This window comes from Paenibacillus sp. F024 (assembly GCF_057814255.1).
The window spans coordinates 84,828-108,612 of record NZ_JBVASZ010000012.1; the positions used below are offsets into that span (position 1 = coordinate 84,828).

Sequence of the window (23,785 nt, forward strand, 5' to 3'; positions counted from 1 at the left end):
GTCTCCTTTTTTTGGGCAATTTCTTTCAAAATTCTAGGACTTTTTTCGTTATTTCATTATACCTAATCTAAATTAATAAGTATAGGCAAATGTCGGATTTCGTGTGAAATTTCACAAAACCATAGACCTGTAGACTTAAAAATCCGTTCTTAGTCCGTAATTTCATCCCATCCGTAGCTATCGTAAATCACCCCGGATAGTACATTACGAATGGCTTGACGAACATGCGGAATCGTATCATCGGGAAGCTGCTCCAACGGGTACCACCCGATCTCGGAGCATTTGTCCGGCTCCTTGTTTACGGGTTCTCCTTCCCACCGATTCACTTTAAGAAAAAAGTCAATCCATTCTCCGGTATCCGACAGCCGATGCATGACGCAGGCTACCTCCACGTCATCCGAACTTAGCTTTAGCCCGCTCTCCTCCTCCGCTTCCCGTACCGCCGCACGCTTGACTTCCTCGTTTCCGTCCAGCTTTCCTGCGACCAGAGAGAGCTTCCCGTCCTCATACCCTGTATTGGCCCGTCTCAGCATCAAAATTTTTCCGTTCCGCACAAATAACAAATATACCGCACTGTTCACTTGAAACCATGGTTTGCTCATAAGCTGCCTCCATACCGATGCTCATTGCTTGTAACCGAGTTCAACCTGCCTAACATCCGTTTTACCGATAATCATTTTATAGGATCCCTATCTCAATCCTTCGGTGTTCCTGCAGTGTAGGATGACCTCATCCGCAACGTCCTCCCGACCTCGTAGAATTCCTACCGCCTGTATTTCGCCCAATCGTTCGAACATTATCTGGTTCCCAAAATTCACTTCATGTCATACTGGAAACGGGAGGATGGATATGCTTCAAAAAACACACGGCGCAGCCGGACTGGTAGCCGCTGAGCTTGTAATGATTTATCATGACGCTTCATTTTGGTCCTGGGAAGCCGCAGGGGCTCTGCTGCTCGGCTGTCTGGCCGGTCCGCTGGCCGATGTCGACAAACAGGGCTCGACGATGGCCAAGCTGCTTTTCCCGGTATCTTCACTGCTGCGGCTTCTCCACGTGCGTCACCGGACATTGACGCATTCCATACTCTTCATTTTGACATTAATGGCGCTCTCCCTGCCTTTATCGCCATTATATCATGCTGTTTTCATCGCCGCCTATTTGTCTCACCCGCTCATCGATTTGTTCAATGAACAGGGAGTTCAATTATTTTGGCCGCTAAAAGTGAGGATCCGCCTGCTTCCCAAATTTCTGGCCGTGGATACGGGATCGACAAGCGAAACGGTATTTCGTTGGATGCTGCTTGCCGCAGGCATATGGCTTCCGGCTTCTACGATCAGGTTTACCGGTATATTTTAACGCAATAGAAAAAGGGCTGGCCAAGTGGCAGCCCTTTTTCTTATTTTTAATACGCTCTTTTATACTGCTCCGGCAGCTCAGGCTTACCGGATACGGCTTGAATCGCATGAATCGCCCAATAAGGATCGCGCAGCATGCCGCGGGCTACCGCGATCAAATCGGCATCTTCATTAGCGACGGTCGCTTCCGCCAGCTTCGGATCTTCCAAAAGACCGACCGCGATGACGGGAAGGCCAAGCGTTTGCTTGAAGGCGCGCGCCATCGGAACTTGATAGCCCGGATAATTTCCAGGCTTTCTTTGGCCTGCAGGCCCTTCTCCGCCGCTCGTAATATGAAACATATCCACGCCTGCCTCTTTGTACCTCCGGCTGATTTCGAGGCTGTGGTCCAGATCATAGCCCCCGTCGATGTATTCCACCGCAGAGATTCTCATGATGAGAGGCATGTGCTCAGGCATGACGCTCTTCACTGCCTGGATGACTTCCACTCCGAATTTCGCCAGATCGGTACCATACTCATCGCTGCGGTTGTTGATGGCCGGCGAATGAAACTGATGAATCAAATACCCGTGGGCGCCGTGGATTTCGATCGTGTCCACACCGGCTTCAATAGCCCGTCTGGCGGCTTCCCGGAATTTTACGACCATTTCCTTTACTTCGGCGGTGGTGAGAGCCCTCGGCTTCTTGAATTCAGAGCTTACAGGAATTTCGGAAGGTCCGACCGGAACCTCCGCATCCTCCGCCTTACGTCCGGCATGGGCGATTTGAATCCCGATTTTCGCGTTGTATTTATGTACTTCGTCAATGATTCTTCTGAACGCGGGAATGTGATCGTCGGACCATAATCCGAGATCAAAATCCGTAATCCGGCCATCCGGCTCCACATCCGTCATCTCCATAATGATGAGACTCGCTCCCCCGACAGCTCTGGAGACATAGTGGACATAATGCCAATCATTAGGCGCTCCGTCTTTTGCGCTGACAGAGTATTGACACATCGGCGGCATAACGACCCTGTTTTTTAATTCCAAGCTCTTTAAGGTAAATGGGGCTGATAGTTTGGCCATAAGGAATACTCCTTTGCTAACGTAGTATTATGACTATAGTATCCTGAATGGATATCATTTACAACTCCTGCCGCATTTATGACTCGGTTGTCATTTGCCAGCGAACGCCAAACGGCTCCTCCACACGGCCGAGCATCGTTCCCCAGAATCTCCGCTCAACGGCATGATGACCTTTCCGCCTGCCGCAAGACCGTCAAACGCGCTCCGCGCTTCCACCACAGCCGGGTATTCCAGAGTTAAATCCAGGCCGCTGCCCCGCTGAATCGGGCCGAATCGGACATTAAAAAAACGTGACCCGCCGCATGCAAGACCCATCACTTTGTCTTTCATGGACTCATATTCTCTTTTGGCGCATCGGCAAAGGTCCGGATCTCTGCGATACGGCCATTCAATGCTTCAGCATAAAATTCCGCCTGTTTTCTTGCGTTCTCGCTATAAATATAGGGATATACTTGGCCACTGGCTAATCCCTCCGGCTCTTTCTTCACCTGTTTACGGCTAGACCTAATAATTCATATGACCTCAGACGCCTGGAGTAATCCGGTATCATGGTTACGATGAGAAACTCATCGGCGCCGTATAGCCCGCTTAATTCTTCCAGCTTCCCTTTCACTTGCTCCGGGGTTCCCGCCAGCAGCTTTCGATCGGTATACGGGTTCTCTTCTTCTACAGAGCCATCCTGTCCAAACCACGATTTCGCTTGGACAGCCAGACTTTTGGCCTCTTCTTCGGTATCAGTGCAAATGACTCCAACGGCTACGATCATCCCGGGTTCCTTGGAAAGGTGCGAAGCCTGAAATTCCTGCCTGTAAGCGGACAGCACCTCCACCCCGTCCTGGTCGCTCATGAATTGTCCGAAAACGTACCCTGTACCGAATTCAGCGGCATACGAGGCACTTTTATGGTTCGTGCCGAGCATCCAGACTTCCGGTGGGCGAGGAGGAGTCGGTCGTGCCTTTACCGGCTGTCCTTCCAGATGGTAATTGTCGGCCAACAATTCCGACAAAGCCTGCAGCGTTTCCGGCAGCACCCTGACATTCTCCAAAAAATTACCGCTCAATGCGATGCTGACATGTGCCGAGCCGCCGGGAGCCCGGCCCAAGCCCAAATCCACTCGTCCGGGATACAGGGCAGCCAGCATATGAAAGGTTTCCGCCACTTTGATCGGCTTATAATGAGGAAGCAGCAGCGCTCCCGATCCTAGCCGGATCCGCTGAGTACGCGCGCCGATATGAGCTAATAGCACCTCCGGTGCAGTGCATGCGAGTCCATTCATATCATGGTGCTCGGCTACCCAATAACGATGGTAGCCCAGCTCTTCTGCCGTACGTGCGAGCAGCGCCGCCTGCTCCAAAGCATGTACGGAGTCGGCTCCCGAAAGAACGGGGACAAGATCCAACACGCTAAGCTTCATGAAATCAACTTCTCTCTATATGTAATGCCATGTATAAAACGGAATCACCGGCATGGCCGATGAAACTTCGCTTTCACTCCATCATAACAAAAATAGCCTTAAACCGGAAAACCATGGTTTGCGAATCCCCAATAGGATTAATCTGCATGAATGATGTCAGGTTTATGCAAAGCAGTAAAGACCCCGTATCGCTTCGCCTGACGGCGCTGCGAATACGGGGACGTTTCACTTACATCCCATTACGGCATTTTACTGCCTCTGGAGCTCACGTACAGAGAATACCACTCTTCACGTGTCATGCTCACATGAACGGCATCGGCACTGGCCCGAATACGCTCAGGCCGGATCGTGCCCAGTACAGGCTGGATGCCGGCCGGGTGGCGCAGCAGCCATGCCAATACGATAGCTTCCGGAGCCGTTCCCTTCGTGTCCGCCATCTCCCGGACAAGAGCCGCAGTCCGGCGGACCGACTCCGGTTGATTCTCCAGCTCCCCTCCGGTAAACACTCCCTTGGCCAACGGACTCCAGGCTTGAATTTGGATATCCTCCATCCGGCAAAACTCAAGCGTTCCTTCAGGAAACGAGATCCCGGCGCCTTCTTTTTGGTTCACCAGCACACCGGCTTCAAGCCAATCCAGCTTCGCCAGGTTCAATTCCAATTGGTTCACAAGCAGCGGCGCCTCCAGACACGACTGGAGAAACCGGATCTGCGACGGACTCATGTTCGACACGCCAAATCCCTTTACCTTACCCGCCTGTTTCAGCTTGTCGAAAGCTGCGGCCACTTCTTCCGGCTCCATCAAAGGGTCCGGCCGGTGCAGCAGCAGGATGTCGAGCGATTCGACGCCAAGCCTGCTTAAAATCCGGTCCACGCTGGAAAGGATGTGCTCCGCGGAGAAATCATATCTTCCCGGCAGGCCGGGTCCTTCATCAAACCGGATGCCGCATTTGGATTGGAGCACGATCTGCTCCCGAAGCTCTGGACGTTCCCGAAGCACCTGACCGAATACCTGCTCCGCTTTACCGTTAGCGTAAATATCCGCATGGTCAAACATGGTGATCCCGGCCGAAAGCGCCGTTTCCACCGCCTCATGCGCCTGCTTCAGATCCTCCACGGTAACCGGATTGCGGTTCCAGCCTCCGCCAAGCCCCATACAGCCCAGCACCAAACGACTGGCGGGAATGCCCCGTTTTTGCAATGGAATGGTTTTCTTCATCGCTGTTGTCTTCCTTTCTGATGTTGCATCCGATTTTTTAACATTGCCATATCGTCACGTCAAAATGATTTGCATATAAACTCCATCCGTCTGCGGAAATGATCTCCGCTCACATGGTGTCCGTTAAACGGGAGCACATGCAGCTCCTTAGGCACGGTGATACGATTATAAACGGCGTAAATCGTCTCCGGTAAGCAAATCGTATCCTTCAAGCCGACCGACATGAACACAGGCGCCTGCAGCCGGTCGTACAGATGAAGCATGTCAAAGTAGCTGAGTGTGCGCAGCACCTGCTCCAGCCGTTCCGGATGCCTGGACACAAAAGCCGCCGCCTCCGAAAGGGAGCCGGTGGAGTTCATGATCCCGTAATCCATGTGGCACATATTCGGGATATCGGCGACGATCTTCGCCGGGACGGCACTCAAGGCCCCGGTGATTAAAGCCAGGCCCCCGCCTTGACTCCCCCCGACAACGATGATTTGCTTGGCATTCACCTCCGGCTGCCCGGCCGCCCATTCAAGCGCCTTCAGCGCATCCACAGTGATCGCGCGGTAATAGCTTTGTTTAGGGTCGAGCAGTCCCTGCGTCATCCATCCTTTGGTCATTCCAAAGTGCTGGGGCAGCGCGTTGCCCGTCTCCCCGGACTGCCCCCGAATATCGACGGCCAGTACGGCATAACCCATCAGCAGCCATTTGGCGTAGTTTTCCGGATACTCCTTACTGCCGTGATACCCGTGAAAATAAACGATACAAGGCAGCGGCTCCCCGCCGGCAAAGTTCGGCAGCAGAAACCACCCGTGAATCGGCGTTTCATCGTACCCTTCATAGACGACCTTATAGGTCCGGTAATAATCGGATAAGGCGTCGTACGGTTCACGCCGGTCGTTCAGCGCTCTATGCTCCGCTTCCTCCAGCGTCCTCTTCCAGAACGCATCCAGATCATCCGGAGCCGGCGAATAGGCTGTATAATTTTCCAGCTCGCTTATTCTTTTATCGATAAAATGCATACGAGCCCGTCCTTTTCCCTCGGCCCAAAGCGCCGGAGTAATCAACTCTACAAGGATGGTAACAAGATGAAATCAGGGCTGTCAACTTTCGTTCAACGGCACCGGGCACCGGCTGCTTTCGCCTCCGTATGGATTAAGAATGATTTAAGATTTTAAGCAAAGGACTGTTAAGAATTAACGGGTACAATGAAACATGTTATGATCGGCGTAACGCCCTGAATTGATTCGGATAGAAGGAGGCCGTTAACCAATGGCTCAGCATACGATTCTCCTGGTCGATGATGAGAAAGAAATCATAGATCTTCTGGAAATTTACTTGAAAAACGAAGGCTTCCGGCTTCTGCGGGCCGGGAACGGATTGGAGGCATTAAGCATCCTGCAGAAGGAAGAAGTCGACCTTGTCGTCCTCGACATCATGATGCCGAAGATGGACGGAATTGAAGCCTGCCTCAAAATCCGCGAGCAAAAAAACATGCCCATCATCATGCTTTCCGCCAAGAGTCAGGACATGGACAAAATTCTAGGCCTCAGCACGGGCGCCGATGATTATGTATCGAAGCCCTTTAACCCGCTGGAGCTGATTGCCCGGATCAAATCCCAGCTTCGCCGGTATACTCGGCTGAACGTAGCGCTGCCCAATAAAGACCATGAGATCGAGGTGGACGAGCTGACGATCAATACCTTGACGCATGAAGTGAAGGTTGAAGGAAGAGAGATCCGGCTGACCCCGCGTGAATTCGCCATTTTGGAGCTGCTTGCCCGTCACCGGGGTATCGTGTGGAGCATCGAAAAAATTTATGAAGCCGTATGGAAGGAAGCCTATCTGGATTCGGATAATACCGTCATGGTCCATATCCGGAAAATCCGGGAGAAGCTCGAGGCTAACCCGAGAAAGCCGAAATACATCAAAACCGTATGGGGAGTGGGATACAAAGTTGAATAGCCTGGATAAAATGAATCGGCCCCGCAAGCCGATCCTGGAACGCTTTCCCTTCACTTGGTTTCCGTTCACCCTGCTGCGCGGCCTGATCTTGTTCATCCAGGATCTGTTCCGGATGGGCCGCGGGCATGTGGAACGCAGCATACGGCTTCAGTTGGTATTGACCTTCGCGATTTGTCTTGGCATCAGCACGCTCTCCTATGGCATCAGCTCCGCCTTATTCGGCCAAATCAACAAAGGTACGGTCATCGATTACTCCCGAGGGATCAGAGAAATCGACCGTGAGGCCCGTTCGCTAGTTCATCTGCTGGAGCCGTCCATTTCGAATGATCATCCGTATGAAACGGGAAGCGATTCGATTGGATCGAACGCTGCTGTAGAAATTCCCGGTGAAAATCCTGCACATCCCGGTTCTAACGTTAGTGATGAGCAGCAAAAAAAGCAGCTGGAAGAAAAGCGCAAACGCGAATTTATAGATCACGTCCAGCAGCTTTCTACTTATGAGAACTACAAAATCGTCATTACCGATCTGGAAGGAAAAGTCGTATTCCGCAGCGAGAACGCTCCGGAAACGTATATCGACGTTCACAAGGTGATCCGCAATGCCATGGAAACCCGCAATGAAAGCACCGGCAGACGCTCGGAATTTTCCAGCTTTTATCCGGTCACCTATGACAATCAAAAGTCCTACTTGATCGTCTCTGGCATTCCGCAGCCGTCGATCAGCTACATCAAAGGCCAGAGCCCGCTTTCGCTGCTGGGCGCCATCGCCGTATTTATCTTTCTTTTTTACTATTTGACCCGAAAAAAAATGAGATACATCGAGGAGCTGGCCACCGGGCTAAGAATTATCGCGACAGGGAATCTGGATCACCGGGTGATCGAGCGCTCGCGCGATGAGCTCGGATCGCTGGCCAAAGACATGAACTTGATGGTAGCCGATCTGCAGCATACAATAGAAGAGGAACGGCGGGCCGAACGGTTAAAAAACGAGCTGGTCACCAATGTGTCCCACGATTTGCGCACACCGCTCACCTTGATCATCGGCTACTTGCGGCTTTTGCAGGACAAGAACTACGAAACGCCGGAGCAAGCCGCAGGTTATGTCTCCATTGCTTACAGCAAAGCGGAGAAGCTTCAGGGACTCATCGAGGATTTGTTTGAGTATACCAAGCTTTCCCATCAGGACGTTCCCCTGCATAAGCGGGAAGTCCCCATCAATGAAGTATTGGAGCAGCTGCTGGAGGAGTACGTAACCCTTAGTGAGGAACAGCAGTTGACCCTCATCCGCAGCATTCCGCAGGAAAAACTATCCGTACGGATCGATGTGGACAAGATGATCCGCGTGTTCGAGAATCTGCTTGGCAATGCCATCAAGTACAGTCCCAAGCCGGGGACCATTACGGTCGGAATGGCGAAGGATCATCATGATGTACTGATCCGAATCAGCAACAAAGCGGACGCCCTTACCCGTGAGGAGCTGGAGCTGCTGTTCGACCGGTTCTACCGCGTCGACAAGGCCCGTACCTCCGACACCGGGGGCTCAGGATTAGGACTGGCGATCGCCAGAAGCATCGTCGAATCACATGGCGGAACGGTCTGGGCCGAATCGGCGGACGGAAGCATTCATTTTTATGTCAAGCTGAAGCTGGCAGCTTAAGAAATTACATTATTCGCAGGAGGTTCAGAATGCCTGGATTTTTACTCGATTTGGATGGAACGCTTTACAACGGCGACCGTCCCATTCCCTACGCCGCGGAGTTTATCGGCTGGCTTCGGGAGCGGGGTTACCCGTTTGTGTACCTGACCAACAATTCATCCCGAACGCCGGAACAGGTGGCTTCGCACCTCGCAGCGACGGGCATTGACGCATCACCGGACGAAGTGCTCACTTCCTCCCAAGCGGCGGCAATGTATCTGAAGGATGCAGGACTGGAGAGCGATCCGGTGCTGTGCATCGGAGAGACCGGGCTGCAGCGGGCGCTGACCGAGGCGGGATTTGAGCTGATTGGAGAGGAAGCGGACCATCGCCGGGTATCGGCCGTCGTCCAGGGGATCGACCGGACCTTTAGCTACGAGAAGCTCTTTAAGGCCGTGCGCTCCATCCGGGCAGGCGCTGCCTATGTGCTGACGAACCCGGATCACCTGCTTCCGTGGAACGGCGAGCTTTCGCCGGGGGCGGGCTCCATTTCCGCTTCGATCGAACGCGCAAGCGAAACGGCGCCTGTCGTCATAGGCAAGCCCTCTCCGATCATTATGCGCTATGCCACCGCCAAGCTCGGGCTTTCCGCCGAGGAAATTTGGGCGGTCGGCGACAATATGAACACCGATATCCGCGGTGGAGCGGATGCCAAGTGCCGTACGGCCCTGGTGCTTACAGGGCTTGCGAACGAATCCAATGCCGAAGCGCAAATCGCAAAGGCCGGTGTCCGGCCGGAGCTCATTTGCCGCCATCTCATGGAGCTCGCCGAGCGGATCGGGTAAAACGGTTGCGGTATCTCAAAGAACCCTCTCCCAGATAAGGGAGAAAGGGTTCTTTTTGTTTCCATTTGACATTTGTCAGGACGGATGATAGGATTCATTTCAACCACTAAATTATTTATAACTAAATAATTTTAATATAAAATATTTTCCGCAGGATAAGGATGATTACTTATGAACACCCCCTTGGATTCTGACATCCAGCGCTTTGAGATCGCCTTCTTCACCCTGTTCCGCAGGCTGGGGCCTGAGCTTGGTATCCCCGCCGGCCTGCCGTTGACAGGACCTCAATTGATGATACTGTATACCCTTTCCACCGGCGGACGTTGTCCTGTCGGACAGCTCGCGCAAAGAATGGAGGTCACCCCCGGAGCCATCTCGACCATGATTGAACGGCTGGTGAACAACGGCTTTGTCGTACGAAGATACGACGAAACGGACCGGCGGGTTGTCCTTCTTGAAATCACTGACCCCGGACGTGAAGCGTTAGAGAAAATCCGCGAGGTTCGTACGGTCCAAATCAAGCGGTATTTAGCCTGCCTTGAGCCGGAGGAGCTGGAGCTGTTTTTGCGTAATTTTGAGAAAATCGTCCATTATATGGAACAATAAAAATAACGGGGAGGAAATCATAGTGTCACAAACCATAGATTTGAACTCATTGGAAAATAACCAAATTGCCGGCCGCGGTCTGCTGATCGCCGGGTTGATCATCGCCATGCTGTTCTCGGCTCTAGACAATACGATCGTCGGAACGGCCATGCCGCGGATTGTAGGAGAGCTTGGAGGCTTCACCTTAATGACCTGGTTGACGACGGCTTATATGCTGACATCGACCACCGTTGTTCCGATTGCCGGAAAACTCGCCGACTTGATGGGTCGAAGAGCGGTTTACATCACAGGTTTAGTGGTCTTTATGCTGGGGTCCATGCTGTGCGGGCTGGCTCAGACGATGGAGCAGCTGATTTGGTTCCGGGCGCTGCAGGGAGTCGGAGGCGGCATCATGATGCCGATGGCCATGATCATTATCGGGGATATCTTTACCGGAAAACAGCGCGCCAAGTGGCAGGGTGTATTCGGAGGAATTTTTGGCCTTGCCTCCGTCATCGGTCCCCAGGTCGGCGGTTGGATTGTCGATTCGATGAACTGGCACTGGATCTTTTTTATCAATCTGCCTGTCGGCATTCTGGCAACGGTTTTTATCGCGATGGGCCTGGGAGGCCGGCGGGCGCATGGACCTGTCAAATTTGACATGGCAGGCATGATTACGATGATTATCGGGGTCGTTACGCTGCTGCTGGCCCTTACATTCGGCGGTAAAGAATACGCTTGGGGCTCTTGGCAGATCATCGGTATGTTCGTCATTTCCGCCATTTCGCTGCTCGCTTTCGTGCGGATTGAATCCACAACGAGCGAACCGGTTTTACCTGTTCGTCTGTTTAAAAACAGAACCTTTACCGTGATTAACTCCATCGGGTTTCTGATGAGCGTGGGAATGTTCGGAGCCATTATGTTTGTGCCTCTGTTTATGCAGGGTATTGCGGGAATCAGCGCTTCGGCTTCCGGCACGGTCATGACTCCGCTTATGATTACAATGATTGCGGCAAGCATCCTCGGAGGACAGCTGGTACACAAAATCGGCGTGAAAACACAAATGGTTATCGGAATGGTCGTAATGGCGTCCGGCTTTTTATTGCTTACGACAATGAATATAGATACCACCAAGCTGGCCGCAAGCGGGATCATGGTGGTGCTCGGACTCGGTATGGGTCTGGTGATGCCTCTTCTGACGCTTACACTGCAGGAGACATTCCCGAAATCGGAGCTTGGAGTAGTCACGTCCTCCAGCCAATTTTTCCGCCAAATCGGCGGTACCTTCGGTATGACAATTCTCGGCGTGGTCATGAACAGCAGATCGGATGAACTGCTCTCATCGCAATTGGTGCCCAAGCTCAAAGAGCTGCCGGAGCAAGCGGCAGGCATAGCCGATCAATGGGCCGAAACGATCCATACGAACCCGCAGGGCTTGTATTCAACGCTTTTGACTCCTGAAACGCTGACCCAATTCCCTAAAGCGCTGGTGGATCAAATCATTCCGATCGTTAAAAACGCTTTGATCGAATCGCTGCATTCCGTCTTCTGGTTCGGACTCGCCTTTGTGCTTCTCGGCGCCTTCTTAACGCTGTTTCTGGGTAAAATCAAATTGGAAAACCGCGGCAGGAAGGAAGAAGCCCTCGAAGCAGCCCCGGAATGATAGTTGTTCTACTGAAAGGACGACCTCTTCGTTATCCTGAGAAAAAGCAGTAACTAAATGGACATTTTCCCGTTAATTAAAGCAATCCTGCACCTCGAGAGACGGAAACGCCTTTTTTTGCAGGATGATCTTTCTTCATCAAATGTCCGATGCGTTCGGCGGCATGTAAACTTTGGGCTTCTTGCCTGGTTTGCCCTTATACCTTAAGTATCATATAATGAAATTAGGCGAGAAACCGGATTTATGTATTTTACAAATTTGATAAAAATTAGTTATTCTGCGCACCCTATATTCGCGCAGGTTCACGCTTGGGAGAGGAGGGATACCGTGAACCTCAACCAATTGGAAACGCTGATTACGATTTCCAAAACGATGAGCTTCCGTAAGGCCGGCGAGCTTCTCAATTTAACTCAGCCTGCTGTCTCCGCGCAAATCAAAAGCCTGGAGGACGAGTTCAAAACGGTCCTTATCGACCGGAATCAACCTGTTACATTGACTGACAGCGGCAAGGTATTTTTGGAGCATGCCGAGATGATCCTGCAGACGGTGGAGGATTTGAAACAACGGCTTGCCGATTTGAACCAAACGCCCCAGGGACACATTCACCTCGGAACGACCACGTCCATCGCTATCCAAATACTGCCGAGGGTGTTATCGTATTTTCAAAACCAATTCCCGCTCATTAAAACGACGATTCATTCCATGACGACTTCGCAAATTATGCAAAGCGTCGAGAACGGAACAATCGACATCGGTATTACTTATTTGTTCGATAAACATCCGGCGCTGGAAAGCTCCGTACTGTATTACGACACATTCGAGCTTGTCGTGTCCCCTAACCACCCGCTGGCCCAATACAGTCATGTCCCCATCGAACGGCTGCATGAGCTGCCGCTCATCATGCTTTCTCCCGAAACGGCGGGACGCCGGTTCGTGGATCAAATTCTCAAGCAGTTGAATATCGTTCCACAGGTGGTCATGGAGCTCTCCAGCAGCGAGGAAGTAAAGCGGATGGTGGAGTTGAATTTGGGGGCTGCGATCATCTCCAAGATGTCGATTCAAAATGAGCTTCGACTCGGTACGCTAAAAATGATTAACGTCAACGAGCTGGAGATCAGTCATCCGGTCGGCGTAGTTTACAAATCCGGCCGTTATTTAAGCTCGGCGCTGCATCAATTCTTAATGGACCTCAAAGGCATGGAAGAAATTCAATTTATCGGTTCGGAGTGATGTGAGAATGAAATTCGATTTGCATACCCATCACGAGCGCTGCGGGCATGCCGTCGGCACCATTCGCGATTACATCGAAGCAGGCATTGCCCACGGCCTTCAGGTCATCGGAATTTCCGACCACTCGCCTTACTTCGCAAGCAAGGTCGACCGGGAACAGCCGGGCATCGCTATGGCCAAGAGCGAGTTTCAACGCTATGTAGACGAAGTCCTGAAGCTCAAGGAAGAGTATCGGGGACGCATCGAGGTACTGCTTGGGGTCGAATCGGACTTTTTCCCGGAGCATGCGGACGTATATCGGAAGGTATATGATCAGTATCCGTTTGATTACATCATCGGCTCTGTCCATTTGTCGGGCGGAGTCAGCATCTTCAATAAAAAACGCTGGAACGGATTGAACGAGCGGCAGAAGGTTGAGCAAAAAGAGCTGTATTACGATCTGATCGAGCAATCCGCGCGCAGCGGCATGTTTCAAATTCTCGGTCACATCGATGCGATGCGGGGCTTCTATCCGGCGTTCTCCGATATCCAGACGGATGCGGTCGACCGGACGCTGAAAACCATCGGCGAATATGGCATCGCCATCGAGATCAACACCTCCGGCAAAACGAAGGATTGCGGCGGCTGGTATCCGATCGATTCGGTTCTCGAGCGGGCGCTGCATTACGGGGTGAAGGTGACCTTCGGCTCGGACGCACACGTACCCGGCCGTGTCGGTGACGAATGGGAAGAAGTCGCCGCGCGGCTCAAGGAGATCGGGTTCCGCGAGTGGGTATACTTCAAAGAGAAGCAAATGCAAAAGGTACCTTTATAGACTCTCCATAACGGATATCAGGGTTGTCCTGACGTCCGTTTTTTTTTGCAAGCTGACACAACAATCCGGTCAAGCCGATGCACGGGCTGACCGGATTTAACCAAGCGGCCTGTAGCCAAGAAGACTCATCTGCTGTGCCATAACACGGTACCCCGCAGCATTCGGATGAATCCTGTCAGCAGACAGCAGCTCTTTTTCCTTTCCGTCAAACAAGCTGTAAATACTCGCTACCTGAAAATTACCGCACTCCAGACTTTCAATGTGCAGGTTCAGACTTTGAATCCATCCGGCTGCCGCGGGAACTTGCGGCAGCGGATTATATAGACCGACCGCACGGATGATATAAGGCCTTGAACGTTTTGCCTTCAGCTTCCGAATGGAATGAACCATCTTGGCATAGTTGTTCCGGCACTGTACCAACGCCTGCTGGAGGACCTGAGGATTTGATTGAATGGCGTAATCCCTGGCGGCGCGAATTAAATCATTGCCTCCCGCCGTGATCGTAATGATATCCGCATGAGCTAGAATATGGCGAACTTCGGGACTGCCGCACACCACCTGAAGCAATTCACCTGTTGTCGCCCCCGATATTCCCAAATTGATGCTTTGCACCTGCCGTTCGAGCCGCTTCTCTGTCATAGACCGATACTGCGGCACCAAGCCGGCTCCGGGACATCCGCCTATTCCGGCGGTTAACGAATCGCCAATCGCTGCATAGGTGAGCATATTTTTCACCTCTCTCTACTATGACCTCTGTTTCTGATGCGAAACCGGTTTTCCGGGTTTAGCAGCATGTTTACGCCGAGGAGGCACCAAGTTGATGTTCGCATTTTCCAAGCTTCTAATCCCGGCTAATCCTCCCAGGCCGCCCATCAGCTTAAATATCGGACTCATCTGTTTCATGATCGCGAACATCTTCTGTACTTTTCCCATCGTGGATAAAATGCCGTCCAATCCCCCGATCCGGTTAAACAACGAGAAAAAGCCGCCACCGGAACCACCCGTACTGCCTGGAGCATCTGCTGCTCCCCCGCCTCCGAACGGACTGAACAATCCTTTTACATTCGCTGTATTCATGTAAGGATGGCCTGCACTCCCAGAGTGGCGACTTTTCGGTATTGGGCCTTGCGCCGCACGCGGGACGGTTTTACGGACTTGCATTGGCTTAGACTTCTTCATACGCATTCCCTACCCTCTTAACGTGTTGGCATACTCCGACTTGTCTACTTAATCCAGCTTATGTGAATGGGTTTGATATGGCTTGGGTGAGTGGACTGCTTGCGGCAAAATGGGTGGGAATACCTGGGTCCGGACGTTTATGATAAAAGCCAAAAAAAAGAAGCCGGACCCGTTTCATCCGGCACTTGCGTTCCGGAATCCTGAGTCCAGCAACCATTTTCTATCCGTCTATTCTGCTTTTTTCAAATCTTCAATCGAGTTAATATCCATATAATTAGGTACGACCAGGCCAATCTTGGTACCGTTCAAATTCGGACCGAGGTCTTCAATGTTGTCCTTGAACTTATCAAAGTAATCCTTGTGCGTAGTCGGCAGCCATGCAGCTACGATGCCGTCCGCATCGCCTTCGGCTACTCCGGCCCACATCGGTCCGGCTTCGACCTGCAGCAGGCTGACTTTATATCCAAGTCTTGTTTCCAGCACCTGCTTCACCACGTTCGTACTGGCGATTTCAGAATCCCAAGCCACGTAAGCGAGCTTCAAGGGTTTACCTTCTTCTTTAGGCAGATCCTTCACCCACTGGTCCACTTTGGCTGCATTGTCGTTGATCCATGCCGCAGCCGCTTCTTCAGGCTTCTTGCCACCCTGTACCTCCACCATCACCTTCGCCATGTCGTCGGGAGTCCATTCGAACCGGTCCAGCGCAGCGTAAGCCGAAGGATGATCCTCTTTCAGCCCTTTTCTGACGATCGTATGAATTTGTTCATCTCCGCCATATACATTCTTCGGGTCTTCAAGATACTTGAGATCATATTTGGCAAACATCCAGTGCGGCGTCCAACCCGTTACAATCACGGGCTTCTGATCTTTATAAGCTTTGTCCAGCGCAGCCGTCATGGCGGCGCTGGAGCCCTCCACCAGCTTCCAATCCGTAAGTCCGTACTCTTCCATCGCCTTGCTCGTGGCCTGCATCAAGCCGGCGCCGGGATCAATCCCGATAATTTGATACTTGACCTGTTCACCGATCGAAGCGGTGCCATTAGCGGACCCGGCGGCAGAACCGGAATCCTTCTGTCCGCAGCCGGCCAGCACGGATATCCCCAATACACAAGCAGCCATAATCATCAGGTTGCGCGTTCTCTTTTTCAATGTTTACCCTCTCCTTTTTTCCTTTTGACCATATTTTGAGTTAAGCGGTCCAGAAGGATCGCCAAAATCACTACAGCAATACCAGCCTCAAAGCCTTCACCGATCTTGAGCTGAGTTACCGCGCGATAAACGTCCGCACCGATTCCCTGAGCTCCGATCATGGAGGCAATAACGACCATGGACAACGAGAGCATAATCGTCTGGTTGATTCCTGCCATCAATGTAGGCATGGCCAGCGGCAGCTGAACCTTCCACAGCTTTTGGCTTGGCGTCGAACCGAAGGAATCCGCGGCTTCAACCAAGTCAAACGGAATCTGGCGGATACCGAGATTCGTCAACCGGATCGTGGGAGGCACGGCAAAAATAACCGATGCGATGACACCGGGCACAACGCCCAATCCAAAGAAGAACACGGCCGGAATCAAGTAGACGAATGCAGGCATCGTCTGCATAAAGTCCAAAAGCGGCGTAACCGCATTCTGAACCGAATTATTCCTCGCACACCATATGCCAAGCGGCAATCCCACAATGACCGAAACCAGCGCGCTCGTCATGACGAGCGCCAGCGTGTCCATCGTGTTGTCCCAAAATCCGAGATTGTCAATTAACAGCAGTCCGATAAGAGAAAACAGCCCCAGCATCCAGCCTGCCGAGCGGTAAGCCCAGAAAACGATCAAGAGGATAAAAACAATCGCCGGCGGCAAATGAAACAGCCATGAAAAAGCGTCTACCGTGCCGCCGATAAGCGTGGAGATGAAATCAAACAAAAATTCAAAGGTTGAACCGAACCAATCCACAAAACGCTCTATGGCAGGAGCAATCGGCAGCTTAGGCACCATCCTCGCTCACCGCCTTTCGCACCCGGTCGTGATTTCCTGCCAAGGCTCCAAGTACGGCGCCGCGGATAATCACGCCAAGCAGTCTCCCGCTTTCCGAGGTGACGGCTACCGGCACTCGGCTGACACTGACAAGCTCAAACAAGTCGTTGAGCAGCATATTCTCCGGAACCTTCGGTACATCTTTAACAATAATGTCATCAAGCCCTTTGTTTTCTTTAATAGCCTGAGCCGTATCCTCTGCCGTCAGAACGCCGATCAAACGTCTGGCGTTGTCAACAACGAACAGATTGGAGATGCCGTTCTCTCGCATCAGCTCAAGCGCTACCCTTGGGCCTCCCCGGTCGTAGACCATCGTCTCCGGCCTACGCATGACATGAGCTGCCGTCAGCACCCGGGACAAATCGACATCCTCAATAAACCGCTCCACATATTCGTTGGCAGGAGAGATCATAATTTCCTCCGGTGTGCCAATCTGCACAATCGAGCCATCCTTCATCAAAGCAATGCGGTCGCCGATACGAAGCGCTTCATTCAAGTCATGCGTAATGAAAACGATGGTTTTCTTCAGCTTCTCCTGCAGCTCCCGCAGCTCTTCTTGCATGTCTTTTCGGATCAACGGATCCAGCGCGCTGAACGCTTCGTCCATCAGCAGCACCTGAGGCGAGTTGGCAAGCGCTCTGGCCAGTCCTACCCGCTGCTGCATCCCTCCGCTAAGCTGGTCCGGGTAGCTGTGCTCCCATTCCTCTAGACCGACCAAAGCCAGTGCTTCCCGTGCTTTCTCTTTGCGGATTTTGGCCGGAATTTTTTGCACCTCTAGACCAAATTCCACATTTTGTATGATCGTCCGATGCGGGAATAAAGCGAATTTTTGGAACACCATACTCATCGCCGTTCTACGGAACTCTCTAAGTCTTTCCTCCGACATCTCGACGATATTTTCACCTTGGAACGTGATGCTTCCTCCCGTCGGTTCAATCAGGCGGTTTAAAAGCCGGATCAGCGTTGATTTCCCGCTGCCCGACAATCCCATAATGACGAAAATCTCCCCTTCTTTTACTGTAAAGCTGGCGCGGTTCACGCCTACGGTCAGCTTCGTCTCGGTAAAAATGCGTTTTTTGCTCCATCCTTGCTCCAGCAGGCTCAACGCTTTTTCCGGCTGCTGCCCGAATATTTTAGTCAGGTTCTTCACCTCGATCAAACGTAATCACCCCAATCTCTGATGTGCTTAAGTTTACAGGTTTTGGCGCAAAATGGTCAAAAGTGAAATAAGTTTGTTTCGTACGTACAGAAAAAACTTTACAAACATATCGTACAGAATACTCCTTATTCCTCCAAATTCCTGCCCATGTGACTTCTTTACTTTCAAAACCAAGTTCAATACAATGTAAATATTCCAATAAGGGCGTGCCGGCGGCTGCCGGTCCGCAGCTTATGAACAGCTTTCCAACAACATCTGAACAGGCAGCCGGCTTCGTCCGGAGGAGGCAAAACGATGAACAACTGGGTTAGCATGTCGGAGGAACAAGTCGGCATCATTCAAAAAGCCCGCAAACGCGTTATTGAATCAATCGGTAAAAATATGGACTTATACGGAGTTACGTTATCGTCCGGACATTTATACGGTATGATGTTTTTTCAAGACAAGCCCATGACGCTCGATGAAATGGGCGAAGGCATGGGGATGAGTAAGACAAGCATGAGCACCGGCGTTCGGACGCTTACGGATCTGAAGATGGTTCATAAGGTATGGGAACCGGGAACGCGCAAGGATCTGTATGAAGTGGAGCCGGACTGGTACCAGACGTTTGCGGATTTCTTTGCTATCAAGTGGAGAAAGCAAACGGAAATGAATCTTCAAGCCGTGCGCAAGTCACTTAGCGAACTGCAGCGGTTGAAGGAAGCCCACCTGGATAATGAAGAGCTGCAGAAAGTCGTCAATACGGATATCGATAAGCTGCAGGAAGCCGTTCGCTATTACATGTGGCTGGGTCGTTTGATCGATACGCTCGAGAACGGGGATATTTTCTCGCTTGTGCCCAAGGATGAGTCTGAAAATCCATAACAAAAGGAGCCGCATTCGGCTCCTTTTTCCTGTTTAAACGCAAAATATGATAGAATAAGTGGATACTATTCGTATGATGAGGTGAAGCTTGTGAAAACCGATTTTGACCGTGTCATTGACCGACGCAATACGCACTCCTACAAATGGGATCAATCCCACAAGCTGTTCGGAGATCATGACATTCTTCCCCTTTGGGTAGCCGATATGGATTTTGAAAGCCCTCCGGCCGTAAGGCAAGCGCTGGAAGCCCGGGCGGCTCAAGGGGTTTACGGATATTCGATCAAAAATGAAGCTTATGTGGACGCCATTATTCACTGGTTTGAACGCCGGCACAGCTGGACGATTGAACGGGAGTGGCTGAGCGATGTGCCCAGTGTCGTTACGTCGCTGAGCATCGCGGTGGATTTGTTCAGCGAGCCCGGCGGCTCCGTGATTCTGCAGTCTCCTGTCTACTATCCTTTTTACGATGTGATTCGGATGAATGGCCGTGAGGTGGCCAAAAACCCTTTGGTCATCCGTAACGGCAGATATGAAATGGATTATGAGCATTTGGAGGAGCTGATGGCGGGCGGAGCCAAGCTGATGCTGCTTTGCAGTCCGCATAACCCGGGAGGACGGGTCTGGGAGCGCGGGGAGCTGCTGCGTCTGGGCGAGCTGTGTTTGAAGCATGGGGTTACGGTCATTTCGGACGAAATTCACTGTGACCTGGCGCTGCCGGGACATCGGCATATTCCGTTCGCTTCCCTATCCGAGGAGCTCGCACAAATCACCTTGACTGCTCTGGCGCCGACAAAGACATTTAATCTCCCCGGCATCCAATCCTCGTTCATTGTTACCGCTAATCCGGCGATGAAACGAAAATTCGATTATCGGGTCAAAGCGCTCAGCCTGCATATGACGAACTTCTTTACTCATGAAGCCGTAATGGCCGCTTATAATGACGGGGAGGCTTGGCTCGACGGACTGATCGAATACATCGCAGGCAATGTCGATTATGCCATGGCTTATTTGGCCGAGCATCTTCCCGAGGTGAAGCCGATGCGTCCGGACGGCACTTATCTGCTGTGGATGGACTGCCGCGGCCTGGGCCTCGACATTAAGGGTCTGAAGTCGCTCATGTTCGAGAAAGCCCGCGTGGCCTTCAGCGAGGGCTCCGTCTTCGGCACGGAGGCGGAGGGCTGGCTGCGCATTAATCTGGCCTGTCCAAGGTCGCTGCTGGAAGAAGCGCTGAAGCGTTTTTGCAAGGCGGCCTCCAACAGAGGTTAATCCGTCGTTTCTTACCGACACGAAAAAGCCCTGTTTTCGGGAGTTCTTTTCCCGGATACAGGGCTTTCCTTATGCAGCTTTGGTTTCCACGGGCATCAGAGGGTAAAGACCAGCCTGCCACCTCAAGCCGATTGGGTTTGCGGCACAGCTTCCTTCACCACCGCCGGCTCCGCCTTGCGGAAAAGCAGGCTTCCGAACACCGAAGCCAGCAGCTGCTGAAATATTGTACCGACCACGGCAGGCACCGCCACGGCAGGCGGAAAGTAGGCGATGGCCAGTACCGCTCCGGTGCTGATGTTCCTCATCCCGCAGTTAAACGTCATGCTTACGACCAGCTCATGCGGCAGCTTCATACCCCGGGCAACTCCCCAACCGATGATATAGCCCAGCGCGACTACAACAAGGCAGACGAAGAGCATATAGACCATACCCCAGTCCCAATTCGTGATCACCGGCGCAACCACCGAGCTGTTGATGGCGACAATGAGCGCCAAGCTTATTTTGGACAGAGGCGATAGGACCGGGCTCCACTTCACTTTGGCTTTTCCCCCGGTGTATTGATTGACCAGCATGCCCAAAACGGACGGCAAAACAATCATCCACAACAAGCCGTTGAGCATCCCCCACGCGTCCATCGCCACCTGCTCCCCAACGAAAGCAGACATCAAAAACGGAACATACAGCGGCGCAAGCAAGGTGTCGACAAGAATCATCGTTAAAGTCAGCGCTGAATTGCCACGGTAAATGGAAACCCAAACCAAACTGGCGATTCCCGTAGGGATGACCAGCACCAGAATTAATCCCGTAATGGTATACGGATCTCCAGGAAAGGCCATATGTCCTGCGGCCCAGGCCACCAAAGGCATCACCACGTGAAGAACGGTGAGAAAAACGAAAATGGGAAAAGGGTGTGAGAGCACCCTTCGAAAATCGCTTACATTCATTCCCAGGCTTCCGGCAAAAGTCATGAATGCGAAAAGCCACGGCACCAAGGAAGTAAAGGATGATAACAGGCCTGATAAGACCACCCCGAGCAAAACGCTGCATGGCGTAAGAAAAGGAAAAACTTTTTCAAGCAGTTTATTCAGTTGTTCCATTCTAAATACGCACCAGATTTCCTATAGCTTCTTCATTTTCTGTGAACATTGCCTCTCCTTCGGCTTTCAGCCATCTATCCCGTGCAGCCTTCCAGCCATTCTTTCGATTTTTACCGTGATAAATGTTAACGTAATACCATAAATTTGTCACCAACTGAAATATTATCATACTACTACTCATTTGTGTCAGATAAATTTTCATTGCGGGTCTCCCCTAGTACGTAAGGAAATGATTGGCCCTGCAAACAAGCAGATTTCGTTAATTATTTTAAACGATGGCTCAATTAAACTTTGTTGGGCAGTGAAGCTCAATACCTTTAGAAGGATCCGGCAGGCAAACTTATCAAAGATAATTGCAAACGGTTAAAGGCGGATACACGAATAATGCTGAATAAAAATATGTTCGCGCAGCCTGGTGTATTTCAGTATCTTTTCGAAAATCATCCGGACGGTATATGTATTGTAGAGGTGGACGGTCAATTTTTATACGTAAATGCCTCGACATTAACTATGTTTGGCTACTCATTTTCATTTGAATTAACCTGGTTGTTCCTTCTGCCTCGGCAGGATAGGAAAAACAGCCTGCTAAATGTTGTCACAAACACTTAGCAGGCTGTTTTTCGCTTTATCACATTAAACGGTTTGGAAGCCAACATTCCCTTTTCTACATCCATATTCTTCTGATAAACTAATGTATTATAGATATATGGTAGCGTGGTAGCACCATATTATAATCCTTGGCCATCTATTGTTTATCAATACACTTTTCACATTTTTCTGGAGGTTATTTGGAATGATTAAAGTCGAAGTGATCAAAAAAGTGACCGCAACGGAGCAAATCATGGAGCAAATCGCTCAATCGATTATCTCCGGAGAGCTGGCGGCGGGAGAAAAGCTTCCGAACGAAAGACTGCTCGCCGAGCAATTCGGCGTAGCCCGTGGACGCATACGTGAAGCGCTGCGTGCCTTGTCCCTGATCGGCTTAATTAAAATCAAGGCCGGAGAAGGCAGCTTCGTGAAAGAGCAGATGGAGCCCATTTCTGCGGAAACCATTACCTGGCTTTTTCATAACGAAATTCACAATTTGGATGAGGTCTATGCCGCAAGAAGATTAATTGAATCGGAGGTTTATTTGACCGCCGCCAAGGTGGCAGAGGAAGCTCATTTCGAGGAATTGGAAGAGCTATTGTCCGAGCTGCAGAAGGTCAGCACAACAGACGATCCCGAAGCTTTTTTAAAGCTATTGGACCGATTTGATAGCTTTATGGGCGAAATCTGCGGAAACCAAATTTACAACAAGCTGATGCAGACGATTATCCATCTGCGCAGAGAAACAAGCCTTAAGCTCCTGCATGTTCCCGGAGCCCAAACGAATAGCGTTGAGAACCGGACGCGTTTGCTTGAGGCGTTCAAATCGAGGGATTTGAAGCGGATTCAGGAAGCCAGTGACTATTCGTTTAACAGATCCAAACAATTCTTCAAATCCATCATAGATCATTAAGATTTCAGTCCGACGCTCAAATAGAGACTGAACCCCCCGGCATCAGCCGGGAGGCTCGGTTCTTTAATCTGCATTAAAGGTAAGTACCGGGGGCAAGACAAGACATGGCCCCTTCATCCGTTGTCATGCTGTTCGTCGAGATAAGCCTTATACTGCTCCGCATTTAAAAGCGCATTAAGCTCTTCATCGGTATCGGGAAACCGCTGAATTTCTACGATCCATCCGTCCTCATACGGGTGCTCATTGACAAGCTCAGGCTGATCCAGCAGAGTGGTGTTTATCTTCGTGATAATCCCCGAAACGGGAGCATACAAATCTGATACGGTTTTCACCGATTCGATCGTACCTATAGGGTCTCCGGCGCGAATGTGCGATCCTTCCTCTGGAAGCTCGACAAATACAATATCCCCCAGCTCGCACTGTGCAAAATCGCTTATGCCCACCCTTACCGTCCCGGTTCCCCTGATCTCCGCCCATTCATGCTCTTTGCTGTAGAAAACGTTCGCTTTAATTTCGCTCATATCCATACAGCTCCCCGTATATCCGGTATTGTGCACCTGCCGGCGGACGAACGTTCTCCCCCAGCGGCGCAGCTACTCCTGCTATCGCTTATCCGGCATCTTCACACGTATACTTGTAGAATAATTCAGAGGACAAGTTAACGTCAATATAACTTACATATTAAATTATTTTATCAAAGAAACACGTTGACAATCGGTTTCAACCGGGAAATAATGAGAATAAGATAATTACATATTGGTGGATGACGGCAAAGGGAGAGATTACTTAACATTAAAGTAACACCGAAGGGGTAAGCCGCCAGGTGAATCTCTCAGGCAAAAGGACTTTTGCCTGACACATCTCTGAAGAGAACCTGCAAACAGGTCACCCAAGGGGAACTTGTGCTGCGGCATGA

The 23,785-nt window shown here is 51.2% G+C and carries 26 protein-coding genes and 1 riboswitch; of the genes, 12 read left to right on the top strand and 14 right to left on the bottom strand.

The window, feature by feature from the left end:
* Positions 1–149 precede the first annotated feature (149 nt).
* On the bottom strand, positions 150–602 hold the full coding sequence (locus tag ACZYR9_RS14215; RefSeq protein ID WP_488979153.1) for an NUDIX hydrolase: 453 nt from the start codon (positions 600–602) through the stop codon (positions 150–152).
* Between the two features lie 247 nt (positions 603–849).
* Here ACZYR9_RS14215 and ACZYR9_RS14220 point away from each other — a divergent pair, with 247 nt between their 5' ends.
* Positions 850–1,356: a metal-dependent hydrolase gene (locus ACZYR9_RS14220; protein WP_488979154.1), complete on the top strand. Its 507-nt coding sequence runs from the start codon at positions 850–852 to the stop codon at positions 1,354–1,356.
* 46 nt (positions 1,357–1,402) lie between these two features.
* Here the strand turns inward: ACZYR9_RS14220 and ACZYR9_RS14225 are convergent, their stop codons facing one another.
* The 5 genes from ACZYR9_RS14225 to ACZYR9_RS14245 all read right to left on the bottom strand — a co-directional run bounded on the left by ACZYR9_RS14225 (position 1,403) and on the right by ACZYR9_RS14245 (position 6,060).
* Complete coding sequence (locus ACZYR9_RS14225; protein ID WP_488979155.1) at positions 1,403–2,422, bottom strand: NADH:flavin oxidoreductase/NADH oxidase; 1,020 nt, start codon at positions 2,420–2,422, stop codon at positions 1,403–1,405.
* A gap of 90 nt (positions 2,423–2,512) precedes the next feature.
* Complete coding sequence (locus ACZYR9_RS14230) at positions 2,513–2,752, bottom strand: VOC family protein (RefSeq protein ID WP_488979156.1); 240 nt, start codon at positions 2,750–2,752, stop codon at positions 2,513–2,515.
* A gap of 154 nt (positions 2,753–2,906) precedes the next feature.
* Positions 2,907–3,836, bottom strand: coding sequence for an LLM class flavin-dependent oxidoreductase (locus ACZYR9_RS14235; RefSeq protein ID WP_488979157.1), 930 nt, complete (start codon positions 3,834–3,836; stop codon positions 2,907–2,909).
* 239 nt (positions 3,837–4,075) lie between these two features.
* On the bottom strand, positions 4,076–5,053 hold the full coding sequence (locus ACZYR9_RS14240) for an aldo/keto reductase (protein WP_488979158.1): 978 nt from the start codon (positions 5,051–5,053) through the stop codon (positions 4,076–4,078).
* Positions 5,054–5,112: 59 nt separating this feature from the next.
* Positions 5,113–6,060: an acetylxylan esterase gene (locus ACZYR9_RS14245; protein ID WP_488979159.1), complete on the bottom strand. Its 948-nt coding sequence runs from the start codon at positions 6,058–6,060 to the stop codon at positions 5,113–5,115.
* Between the two features lie 250 nt (positions 6,061–6,310).
* Between ACZYR9_RS14245 and ACZYR9_RS14250 the strand changes: the two genes are divergently transcribed.
* From ACZYR9_RS14250 to ACZYR9_RS14280, 7 genes are all read left to right on the top strand, one after another.
* Positions 6,311–7,003 (top strand): response regulator transcription factor, encoded by a 693-nt coding sequence (locus ACZYR9_RS14250; protein ID WP_488979160.1) that lies wholly within the window; start codon positions 6,311–6,313, stop codon positions 7,001–7,003.
* Complete coding sequence (locus tag ACZYR9_RS14255; protein ID WP_488979161.1) at positions 6,996–8,660, top strand: sensor histidine kinase; 1,665 nt, start codon at positions 6,996–6,998, stop codon at positions 8,658–8,660. The genes ACZYR9_RS14250 and ACZYR9_RS14255 overlap by 8 nt, the downstream gene beginning before the upstream one ends.
* Before the next feature lie 29 nt (positions 8,661–8,689).
* Positions 8,690–9,484, top strand: coding sequence for an HAD-IIA family hydrolase (locus tag ACZYR9_RS14260; protein ID WP_488979162.1), 795 nt, complete (start codon positions 8,690–8,692; stop codon positions 9,482–9,484).
* Between the two features lie 171 nt (positions 9,485–9,655).
* Positions 9,656–10,090 (top strand): MarR family winged helix-turn-helix transcriptional regulator, encoded by a 435-nt coding sequence (locus ACZYR9_RS14265; RefSeq protein ID WP_488979163.1) that lies wholly within the window; start codon positions 9,656–9,658, stop codon positions 10,088–10,090.
* A 49-nt stretch (positions 10,091–10,139) separates the two neighbouring features.
* Entirely contained in the window at positions 10,140–11,732 is a 1,593-nt protein-coding gene (locus ACZYR9_RS14270; protein ID WP_488979224.1) for an MDR family MFS transporter, read from the top strand.
* Positions 11,733–12,059: 327 nt separating this feature from the next.
* Positions 12,060–12,962 (top strand): LysR family transcriptional regulator, encoded by a 903-nt coding sequence (locus tag ACZYR9_RS14275; protein ID WP_488979164.1) that lies wholly within the window; start codon positions 12,060–12,062, stop codon positions 12,960–12,962.
* A 7-nt stretch (positions 12,963–12,969) separates the two neighbouring features.
* A complete protein-coding gene (locus ACZYR9_RS14280; RefSeq protein ID WP_488979165.1) occupies positions 12,970–13,776 on the top strand; it encodes a histidinol-phosphatase in 807 nt (268 codons plus the stop codon).
* Positions 13,777–13,872: 96 nt separating this feature from the next.
* Here the strand turns inward: ACZYR9_RS14280 and ACZYR9_RS14285 are convergent, their stop codons facing one another.
* From ACZYR9_RS14285 to ACZYR9_RS14305, 5 genes are all read right to left on the bottom strand, one after another.
* A complete protein-coding gene (locus ACZYR9_RS14285) occupies positions 13,873–14,502 on the bottom strand; it encodes a GDSL-type esterase/lipase family protein (RefSeq protein ID WP_488979166.1) in 630 nt (209 codons plus the stop codon).
* 18 nt (positions 14,503–14,520) lie between these two features.
* Positions 14,521–14,853, bottom strand: coding sequence for a hypothetical protein (locus tag ACZYR9_RS14290; RefSeq protein ID WP_488979167.1), 333 nt, complete (start codon positions 14,851–14,853; stop codon positions 14,521–14,523).
* Positions 14,854–15,183: 330 nt separating this feature from the next.
* Positions 15,184–16,080: a glycine betaine ABC transporter substrate-binding protein gene (locus ACZYR9_RS14295; protein WP_488979225.1), complete on the bottom strand. Its 897-nt coding sequence runs from the start codon at positions 16,078–16,080 to the stop codon at positions 15,184–15,186.
* Between the two features lie 20 nt (positions 16,081–16,100).
* Entirely contained in the window at positions 16,101–16,943 is an 843-nt protein-coding gene (locus tag ACZYR9_RS14300) for an ABC transporter permease (RefSeq protein WP_488979168.1), read from the bottom strand.
* Complete coding sequence (locus ACZYR9_RS14305; RefSeq protein WP_488979169.1) at positions 16,933–18,141, bottom strand: quaternary amine ABC transporter ATP-binding protein; 1,209 nt, start codon at positions 18,139–18,141, stop codon at positions 16,933–16,935. The genes ACZYR9_RS14300 and ACZYR9_RS14305 overlap by 11 nt, the downstream gene beginning before the upstream one ends.
* A 294-nt stretch (positions 18,142–18,435) precedes the next feature.
* Here ACZYR9_RS14305 and ACZYR9_RS14310 point away from each other — a divergent pair, with 294 nt between their 5' ends.
* Positions 18,436–19,005 (top strand): GbsR/MarR family transcriptional regulator, encoded by a 570-nt coding sequence (locus ACZYR9_RS14310; RefSeq protein ID WP_488979170.1) that lies wholly within the window; start codon positions 18,436–18,438, stop codon positions 19,003–19,005.
* Positions 19,006–19,095: 90 nt separating this feature from the next.
* On the top strand, positions 19,096–20,271 hold the full coding sequence (locus tag ACZYR9_RS14315) for a MalY/PatB family protein (RefSeq protein WP_488979171.1): 1,176 nt from the start codon (positions 19,096–19,098) through the stop codon (positions 20,269–20,271).
* A 122-nt stretch (positions 20,272–20,393) separates the two neighbouring features.
* Here the strand turns inward: ACZYR9_RS14315 and ACZYR9_RS14320 are convergent, their stop codons facing one another.
* A complete protein-coding gene (locus ACZYR9_RS14320; protein ID WP_488979172.1) occupies positions 20,394–21,368 on the bottom strand; it encodes a bile acid:sodium symporter family protein in 975 nt (324 codons plus the stop codon).
* 1 nt (position 21,369) lies between these two features.
* The gene (locus tag ACZYR9_RS14325; RefSeq protein ID WP_488979173.1) at positions 21,370–21,570 is read right to left on the bottom strand and encodes a hypothetical protein; all 201 of its coding nucleotides are present in this window, start codon (positions 21,568–21,570) and stop codon (positions 21,370–21,372) included.
* A gap of 197 nt (positions 21,571–21,767) precedes the next feature.
* Here ACZYR9_RS14325 and ACZYR9_RS14330 point away from each other — a divergent pair, with 197 nt between their 5' ends.
* Positions 21,768–21,977, top strand: a complete 210-nt coding sequence (locus ACZYR9_RS14330) for a PAS domain-containing protein (RefSeq protein WP_488979226.1) — start codon at positions 21,768–21,770, stop codon at positions 21,975–21,977.
* Positions 21,978–22,161: 184 nt separating this feature from the next.
* Positions 22,162–22,869 carry a FadR/GntR family transcriptional regulator gene (locus ACZYR9_RS14335; RefSeq protein WP_488979174.1) on the top strand — a complete coding sequence of 236 codons (708 nt, stop codon included), beginning with the start codon at positions 22,162–22,164 and terminating at the stop codon, positions 22,867–22,869.
* A 113-nt stretch (positions 22,870–22,982) separates the two neighbouring features.
* Here ACZYR9_RS14335 and gcvH read toward each other — a convergent pair whose 3' ends face one another.
* The gene (gcvH, locus tag ACZYR9_RS14340; protein ID WP_488979175.1) at positions 22,983–23,390 is read right to left on the bottom strand and encodes a glycine cleavage system protein GcvH; all 408 of its coding nucleotides are present in this window, start codon (positions 23,388–23,390) and stop codon (positions 22,983–22,985) included.
* Between the two features lie 242 nt (positions 23,391–23,632).
* A riboswitch (glycine riboswitch) is annotated at positions 23,633–23,727 on the top strand.
* The last annotated feature ends 58 nt before the right edge of the window (positions 23,728–23,785 follow it).